Below are 9,462 nucleotides of genomic sequence, written 5' to 3' on the forward strand. Positions count from 1 at the left end.
GTTTCTAATAAGTACAACGTGTCATAAATAATTTGGTGTCCTTGTTCTTTGGTTTGTGGTTTTGCAGTGGCTACAATCTGCATGATATTTCTGTACATATCTTCAGCAATGGACTAGCTTACTTGGATTAGTTACCCACGGAAGTAAATCGGGAGAAATTTCTTTAGGAGCAGAATATATCTCTACTCTTTCAATACTAACTGTTAGTGAAGTTTCTTCCTCTGACTTGTCTTCTTGAACTTGGTGGAAAATACATAATTCAAATGATTGCTCATACCAGTTATTTAAGCAATCCTGAAAATAGGTTGAAAATTTGATGGGAGAAATGAGCAAATGAAATTTATCTTCCTGATTAAATTCTTTAAGATAACCAATTTTTTCATAAAACAAAAGATTAAGTTGTACCTGATGGTCTGAATAGAAGATTGGATTAAGTTGATAATAATAGCCCCCGTCATCAAAATAAGTAGCTTCAAAATTTCCTATATATAAATTATACAGTTCCCTAGTTCCAATATTTTCTAGAGAGATGGTGACATTTGGAGTATCAACATTATTCTTTCTTGGAAGATTCGGATATGCTTTGGGAAATATAAAGTCAAATTGAATATACTTATTCTTGTAATTATACTCGTCAACGGATGACACATCAATCATAGGCTTTACAATCCGTTTAGTATCTTCTATTTGTGATTCATATTGACTGTTAATTGTTATAAGAACCCCATATAGAGTTAATCCACTTCCTAAAAGCGTGGCGTAAATATTCCAAATTTCAACATTTAAAGTTTTTATATTAAAACCAAGTTTTGTTGGAAGATTAACTATATCAAGGACTAATAGTAGAAAAGAGATTACTAAGATTAAGCCTCCTATTTTGATGAAATTGTTTATCCTATTTTGGGGCATGGGTAAAATTCCTTTCATTTAAGTATAAGTAAATAGGGTATAAATGATAAGTCACTTGCTAAGTGAAGTAAAAACAGGTTTCGCTTCACTAAGAAATGAATAAGCGAAGTAAAAATGAATATTACTTCACTAAGAGATACCTTATTGAACGATTGAAAGAAGTTGAGGACAATAATAGGTTTTATTCCTTTGAGCATTATCTGTTGAAAGATAACCTTTGTCAATTAACTTATTCAATAAAGTGTAGGTAGTTCTCTTAGAAATTTTTAGGTTTTCACTAACTTGTTCTGCCTTAAAGATTGGAGCTGAGAATATAAAGTCAAGAAACTGGATACCTGACACAGAATTAAGATTAGGAATGACTTTTTCCTTCAAGATGTTATATAGGCTCAGTATGTCTTGAGCTTTTTTTGTGCTCTCTTCTGCGGACAATATCACTCCTTCTAGATAGTATTTAAACCAGTCTTTCCAGTTGTTGTTTTTTGAAATATTTGACAGGTGAGATATATGTAGTTGAACCAATTTGAACCAAGATAGATGATAGTTGAATACAATTTCTGTCAGTAAATCTTGATTTAAAAATCATTGATCGCATGGGTCATAATTTGTAAAAAGTGTTCTTTCTCCGGTGCTTCATCAACACAATAGAGTACCAATGAATTTCTTACATAATTCGCATGGTCACGTAAAAGTTTTGAATTCAGCGAGAACCCTTTTGCATTTGCAAATAGCCCTGCAAACCGCATAGCTGTTCGAGTATTTTCCTCTCTAAATGGATGAATCAACCATAGCTGAGCAATCAAATCTGAGAATAACAGAATCAAATCTTCCACACTAATTTCAGACCATTTCACTTGGTTCAGATCATCAATAATCGTTTCAATCTAAAATTGAATTGATGAGGGTTCACCATATGTTAAAGACGCAACACCTAGGACTTTAAAAAGCATTGATTAATTAATCTCAGCGTTGCAGCTCAGCTCTAATTTCCTCAATTTTTGAAACGATCCGTTTTTGTTCTTTTAGAGGAGGAACAGGAATCAATCTAAGTTTTATCCCAGGTACCGTCAATTGTTTTATACTTGTACCCTCGCCTGTTTCGATACTATAATCGAAAAATAGTTTTACAAACTTATGAGACACAAATTGTTTGAAAGGAATAATTACGAGGAGACGAACTATAGGTACAAAAGGCTCTTCTCTTATAACACTATAACCAATCGTTCCCCTTGCTGAAATTGTGATGGCACTTTCGAGTACCCGAGGTATGTCTGTATAACCATATAATCCTTTTGCAGTGACTCCATTAGCGTATACCGGAACAGAAATTTTACTATATTTTTCCTTTGAAAATACTTTGGGTTTATCTCCTCCAGCAAAAATTTCCTTTGAAACATCACTCAGCCTCACCCATTTCCAATTCTCTGGAATTTCAAAAGGTACCTCATCTTCACGAATCTCTGGCAGTGGTTTTTCTTTTTTAATTTTCTTATCTTTTACAAGTTGTTCTTTCTCAGCTCGGATCTTTTTCAAGAGTTCGCTCGCGGACTCATCGTTCGGGTCTTGTTCAACCAGCTTTCCGCGCATCGCCAAAACAAGAACTTTCTTATCCAATTGCTCCGTCAACTGATTATACTCAGTCAAATTCATTTCGATTGTATCAATTAAAGCAAATAGTTCTTCAATTTTCGCCTCAATACGTTTTTGTTCTTTTAGAGGAGGAACAGGAATCAATCTAGGTTTTATCCCAGGTACCGTCAATTGTTTTATACTTGTACCCTCGCCTGTTTCGATACTATAATCAAAAAATAGTTTTACAAACTTATGAGACACAAATTGTTTGAAAGGAATAATTACGAGGAGACGAACTATAGGTACAAAAGGCTCTTCTCTTATAACACTATAACCAATCGTTCCCCTTGCTGAAATTGTGATGGCACTTTCGAGTACCCGAGGTATGTCTGTATAACCATATAATCCTTTTGCAGTGACTCCATTAGCGTATACCGGAACAGAAATTTTACTATATTTTTCCTTTGAAAATACTTTGGGTTTATCTCCTCCAGCAAAAATTTCCTTTGAAACATCACTCAGCCTCACCCATTTCCAATTCTCTGGAATTTCAAAAGGTACCTCATCTTCACGAATCTCTGGCAGTGGTTTTTCTTTTTTAATTTTCTTATCTTTTACAAGTTGTTCTTTCTCAGCTCGGATCTTTTTCAAGAGTTCGCTTGCGGGCTCATCATTAGGGTCTTGTTCAACTAGCTTCCCTCGCATTGCTAAATCCAATATTTTTTCTCGAAGTGCTTTTGTATTCATTCTGCCACGTCTCCTAAAAGTGCTTGCAGTTTTGCGACAGAGTCAGCGATTGCCACGGACTTTTGTTCCATTAAGTCTAAAATTTCAGAAACAGAATTTTCTGGACCTTCTTTTTCTTCTTCCATCCAAAAAATATCTAGGCTCGTATTGGCACGTTTTTGAATTTCTTCAATCGAATAATTTCGCCAGCGACCGTTGGGATTTTCTGCACTATAGGTTGCTGTTCTTTTAGATAAATCATCAACATGATAGCATTCAATAAATTCTGCAAAATCTTTTTCATTTAACGGATTCCGTTTGCCAAATGAACGGGCGTTACTGCGCATATCGTAAATCCATGTTTCTTTTGTATTGTCTTTTTCCGTTATGCCTCGAGTAAAAAATAAAACATTGGTTTGCACACCTTGTGCGTAAAAAATCCCTGTTGGCAAGCGTAAGATCGTATGCAAATTACATTTATTTAGTAAGTCTTTCCGGATTTGTTCGCCAATACCGTCAGCAAATAACACGTTGTCTGGCACGACTACTGCCGCTCGTGCCTCACCAGTTGTTTTTAAAGAATTATAAATTATCTGCAAAAAGTTTAACTGCTTATTGGAAGTTCCATACGTTAAGTCATCCCGCGTGGCACGCTCGCCGCCTTTTTTTGTTCCAAATGGCGGATTGGTCAAGATAAGATCAAAATCTTTCATCCACTTGCCATTGGTTGATAATGAATCGCCTTGTTCTAAACGACCATTAATATCATGTAGCAACGCGTTCATCAAAGCCAAGCGATGTGTATTTTGAACTAATTCCATTCCTGATAAAGCTTCTTCTTTTTGAAATTTAAATTGTTCAGGACTTAAATCAAAAAATTGATCATATTTTTCTTTCAAATAATGATCAGCAGCGATCATAAACCCAAAAGTTCCAGCAGCTGGGTCATTCAACCGCTCCCCGATTTCTGGTTTGGTTAATTTCACCATCACGTCAATTAAAACGCGTGGCGTAAAATATTGACCGGCGCCCGATTTTGTTTCATTGGCATTTTTTTCCAGCAAGCCTTCATATAAATCGCCTAAGCCTTCTTGCTTCGCTGAATACCAATCTAGTTTGTGAATATCCTTGATAATTTTTTCCAAGTTTGCGGGTTCATCAATATGGGTAGCGGCATCTGCGTAAATCATATTCAGTTGTTTATCTTTGGTAATTTCTGGATTGCCTAAATCTAATAACAACCGCTTATAAAAATTTTTTAGTTCTAATCCTTCTTTTGTTACGAGATCATCCCAACGATAACCTTGTGGGATGACATCTTCTGTATTTTGTTCTTTCATCATCTTTAAAAACAATAAGTACGTCAGCTCGGTGACATAATTTTGATAACTAATCCCATCATCACGTAAAACATTCGCCATGTTCCAAAGTTTGGCAACAATTTCTGTATTTGTCATTGTGTTCCTCCTACTATATATACTCACTGAGTGTATATCCAATAGTCCTATTATAGCAAAAAGAACCACCAATTCGGTGGTTCTAAAAAATTATGCATATAAATTTTCATTAATTGTTTCAACAATCGAATCCGTTTGTTCTCCAAACATTGATTTAATTCGTTTGTACCCGCCGCTTTGCTGGAAAACACCCGAATCATCAAAAGCTATTTGCGCATTCGGACCTAAGACAGGTTGTTGCAATAATTGTTCTTCAATTCGTTTTAACCATTTTTCTTGCATCGGTGTCCACTCTGCCATGCCATACACTTTTTGCATTGCATTTTTGATTCTTGTCTCGTGATCAATTAATGGACTACCTAATGCAGCTTGGCGAATAAAACTAATAATATCAGCAGCAATATATTCATTCTTAGTATTGCGCCAAGCAGTTTGCAATGATTTTTCATCATAGCGTTTTTCTTTAAGCTTTAACTCAATCGTGCGCAAATCTTCTCGTGTTAAATCTTTCGGTCGATTCACCACGATCTGTAAAGCTGGAATCAAATTGATGTTTTCGCGAATAAATGTGTTGAATCCATTCAAGTAATCGCTTGGTTTTTCATTCCCTTCACCATAACCACGCTCTACAAAAAGCAATTCATCAGGTGTTTCTGAAATGTACATTGGCTGGGAGACTGCTTTATATTCTGCCATCCTCTGAATATTTTCGGATTGGGTTTCCAATTCTGTTTTACTCATGTCTTTGATACTTTGTAACCAACGATCGAGAGATTGCACACCATTTAATTCACTGATATCGGTCTTTGATTTTTCAGATAATTTTTGTTTACGACGTTGTAATTTTGCGATTAACTCTGCTTTATAAAACCCAAATGCTTCATCATTTTCGGAATGAATCGCTGCATCATAAATATCCATGGTTGCTTGTTTAGGGTTAGCAACTAATGGTTTCATATCTGTGATATCTTGCAAAGTATTATACAAATGAACTGCATCATACACTTTAAAAGAAGTTTTGCCGATTTCAGGACAAAGACGAGTAGCACGTCCCAACATTTGATCATATAAAATACGTGAACGAACACGACGCAAGAATACCAAGTTACTAATCTCGGGTACATCAATTCCAGTTGTTAATAAATCTACAGTCACGACGATCTTTGGATATTTTTCGTTTTTAAAACGCTTAATTTCTTTATTGGGATGTCGAATATAGCCAGTAATTTTTTCAATGGCATCGTCATCTACTGGGATTCCTTTTTCTTCATAGGCTTCTTTCAACAGGCGAACAATCATATCCGCATGACTATCTGTTGCTGCAAAAATCAATGTTTTTCCCGGTGCTTCAGAATCAATATGTTCAGCTAAACTTGAAAGAATAACTCGATTGAACGACTCCGTAATAACTTTTTTATTGAAAGCTGTCACATCAAAATTCAATTCATCTTCTAACAATGCCTTATCAATATTTTGAGTCTCAGGATCCCATAAAGTAACTTCCTGACCTTCAGTAAACTTGATCCCGTTTTTCGATAGCTCAGTTTCAAATTTATATGGTGGGTCATGATCAACTAAATAACCATCAACTACTGCATCTGTATACGAATACGTGTAAATTGGTTTGCCAAAAATTTCAGTAGTATGCAACGCTGGCGTCGCCGTCAATCCCAAAACAGCAGCATCAAAATAATCGATTACTCTACGGTATTGACTGATATATTCTTTCTCATTAAAATAAATTAACTCTTCATCGCTCATTAATTTATCTTCAGTATAACCGCGATGGGCTTCATCAACGATAATAAAGTCATACGTCCCAACAGATGGAATACCTCCGTCATTCTCTTGATAAAACAAACGACGTACCATACCTTGAACGGTTGCAATTTGAATTTTCGTCGCGTCTTCTGGCTTAACGTCCGAAACTTCTTTTACATCATAAATATCCGATAGAGATAAATTTTCAATCTTGGTGTCTTTAAGTGCATCTGCGGCTTGCTTACCAAGCGAAGTCCGATCAACTAAAAATAAAATACGTCGTACGCGTTTTGATTTTATCAAACGATACATTAGTGCTAAAGCTGTTCGTGTTTTTCCGGTGCCTGTTGCCATCGCCAATAACATTCTACGTTGATTGTTTTCTAACGCTTTTTCAACTGCTTTAATTGCTTCAACTTGATAGGCGCGATCAGCAAAATCTGGATATTGCTGATCATCACGTAATTCTTGATTAGCTCTGACTTCATCGACTTCAAGTTTTTTACTCAGATCTTCTGGTGAATGCCAATTTTCTAGTGCATAAGACGCTTTTTGCGGTGTTCGTGCATCCCAAAACCAAATACCCGATTTATCCGCTAACTGCTTCAAATAAGGACGACCGTTCGTCGAATAAATAAATGGCGCGTTATAGGCTCCCCACTTACCCACAAGATCAATTCTATCAATTTGTTGAACATCTCTGGCATACTCTTTAGCTTGTACTAAATCTCCTGAAATGTCTTTGCCATACGATTTTGCTTCGACGATACCAACTAATTTCAAGCCGTCAAACAATACATAATCTGCATAGCCAGTACCGCATTTCCATTCAGCGATCGCTATTTTACGATTTTTTTCAGGCATTGTCTTGTTAAATTTATAATTTAATTCATCCGTAACAGCTTCCCAACCAGCAGCACGGAGTTGTTCGTCGATTAGTATTCTTGTTTGTTTTTCATTAGGTGGATATTTTTGAGTATATTTTCGAGAACGCTCACGACGTTCTTTTTCTTCAATTTGAGGATCTGTTGTAGGATAAACAACTGCTTTTTCAAGTCGCTCTTTAAAACTGCGTTCTTGCTCATGAAGTTGTTGCTCCAGTAATAGAATCCTTTCTGCTTGCACTTTTTCGTTATCAACTGGCACAACAAAATCTGAAGATTGAAAATCATATGCAACATAAACTTCCATAAACCAGCAACTTAAATAAAAAACCAACTCCAGCATCTTTAAAGCTTCTTCAGTTGTACCATAACTACCATCGTGCGCAGCTTTATTACCTGCTTTACGAATCGCATCAAAAATCGCAAACAATTCAACTTCAAGAACACCTTTATTACGCAAGGTATTCAACTTATCAAATTGATTTTTCAATCCCCATGAATCAATGTTTTCTATTTTAAAAATTGCATCTGTTAATTTTTCGGTTAACGATCTGATTTTAACTAGCGCAGCATTAGGATCGCGATAAATACTTTGTTCTGCACTTTCTCCCAAATTTTTAAACAATTGCCATTCATTTGTAAAGTAAGAAAAATTTGATTGCATCACTACACCTCCGTACTAAAATACTTTCTTTTATTTTAACATAAAAACACTCGCATAAAAGCGCTTCTACCATTAAAGAAGAAGCGCTCATACGTACAATTATGAAACGAAAAAATGTAAACTAATTTTTACTTTGAGAAAATTATATTATGTCTTCAAACTAATCTCATCATCCTCTTTTTATAATATTGAATATATAGGCAATCACCACGAAGGGGTTCGCACCAAGCGAATAACCCTTTGTGGTGATTTTGCCTATTGCATAGTGGCGCGGCCGCTATACATGATAAGCCCCTAGTTCTAACAGGGGGCTAACAAAGAACAGGAAACTGTGACAACTACCCATTGGGGAGTGTCCTAGCGGTATTTTCTTTGTCACATGCTTATCAATCTTGTCACTTTATTTTGATGATGGATACGCTGCGTTTAACAGACGTTCTTTCTCGACTTCCATCACGAATGGTAGATAAAGATATCGTTGTTCTAGTAGATATTGATTGTCCTCTGTGTACTGATAAGAAGCGGTTTCTTTTGAATAGACCAACGGGGCAATTCGCACATCCCCGGTTGATTGATTGATCGAGTATAGAAGAATGGCTTTCTCAACTAGTTTCTTTGGCAAATGTTTTCCAAAATAGGAATAGGATTCTTGGTTTGCTAAATAGACGAGTAAACGATCCACACTTCTAGCCAGCGCTTCAACACAACCTTTGGTTTGTGGTCGAAAAGGTCGGCAGGCAACTGGAATGAAGTTTGCATCTTTACTAAAAGCATAAAAGCGCTCATTAAATTGAACCTTTGCATATTGAGTTCGGGAATGATCAACTACAGTTCGCATATTATCAAACCATATCTCTTTTGGAACACCACCGGTGTATTGGAACGCCTTGTATAAGCATTCAAATAAAGTATCATGTTTTCGATCAAATGTTAGAGTAAAATATTTCTTTTTTGAATAAGGTAAGACATATAAAAAAATATTGAACTCAATAATTTCACCATCACTAGTGGTCAATTTCATATTTTCTTTCCAATCAACTTGTGCTGAAAGCCCTGGTTGATGTTCCACACGAATAGTGGCTTTCTTTATTTTTTCTTGTTTATAGTTCCTACAATAATTTTTAACTAGTGTGTAGCTCCCCTGAAATCCTTTTTTCTGTATAAAAGTAAAAATACTATAAGCACTACAGTGCTGCTTCAATTTTTCTTCTACGATAGCCTTATACGGATCAAGTTTACTTGAGCGCTGTTTTCTCAACTGTGTATATTGATTTGTTTTCCTGAGTTTAGCTTTCTCATAAGCACTTTTAACTGTCCTGTAATCACAATCATATTTTTGTGCTAGTGCAGCATAATTTGGTTTAATTTCATTTATCACGTAAATTTCGACTCCTTCAAGTATATCTTTCCTCATATCTAATCCTCCAATGTAATTGATATAAGAAAAGCATACAAAAAATGTAGGTAAACCAACAATTTTAAATTGCCG

The 9,462-nt window shown here is 35.6% G+C and carries 6 protein-coding genes and 1 pseudogene; all 7 read right to left on the bottom strand.

The window, feature by feature from the left end; translation table 11 throughout:
- Positions 1 to 102 precede the first annotated feature (102 nt).
- Complete coding sequence (locus NE257_RS11325; protein WP_251886508.1) at positions 103 to 909, bottom strand: hypothetical protein; 807 nt, start codon at positions 907 to 909, stop codon at positions 103 to 105.
- A 141-nt stretch (positions 910 to 1,050) separates the two neighbouring features.
- A pseudogene (locus NE257_RS11330) lies at positions 1,051 to 1,422 on the bottom strand (BlaI/MecI/CopY family transcriptional regulator); the annotation flags it as partial.
- 62 nt (positions 1,423 to 1,484) lie between these two features.
- Complete coding sequence (locus NE257_RS11335; protein WP_251886510.1) at positions 1,485 to 1,763, bottom strand: Fic family protein; 279 nt, start codon at positions 1,761 to 1,763, stop codon at positions 1,485 to 1,487.
- 109 nt (positions 1,764 to 1,872) lie between these two features.
- Positions 1,873 to 3,228, bottom strand: coding sequence for a restriction endonuclease subunit S (locus NE257_RS11340; protein WP_251886511.1), 1,356 nt, complete (start codon positions 3,226 to 3,228; stop codon positions 1,873 to 1,875).
- Positions 3,225 to 4,664 (bottom strand): class I SAM-dependent DNA methyltransferase, encoded by a 1,440-nt coding sequence (locus tag NE257_RS11345; protein ID WP_251886512.1) that lies wholly within the window; start codon positions 4,662 to 4,664, stop codon positions 3,225 to 3,227. The genes NE257_RS11340 and NE257_RS11345 overlap by 4 nt, the downstream gene beginning before the upstream one ends.
- Before the next feature lie 90 nt (positions 4,665 to 4,754).
- Positions 4,755 to 7,973, bottom strand: a complete 3,219-nt coding sequence (gene hsdR, locus NE257_RS11350) for a type I restriction-modification system endonuclease (RefSeq protein ID WP_251886513.1) — start codon at positions 7,971 to 7,973, stop codon at positions 4,755 to 4,757.
- Between the two features lie 400 nt (positions 7,974 to 8,373).
- On the bottom strand, positions 8,374 to 9,387 hold the full coding sequence (gene istA, locus NE257_RS11360; protein WP_276532381.1) for an IS21 family transposase: 1,014 nt from the start codon (positions 9,385 to 9,387) through the stop codon (positions 8,374 to 8,376).
- Between the last annotated feature and the right edge of the window lie 75 nt (positions 9,388 to 9,462).

The sequence above is a fragment of the Enterococcus italicus genome, from assembly GCF_023743875.1.
Lineage (GTDB): Bacteria > Bacillota > Bacilli > Lactobacillales > Enterococcaceae > Enterococcus_G > Enterococcus_G italicus.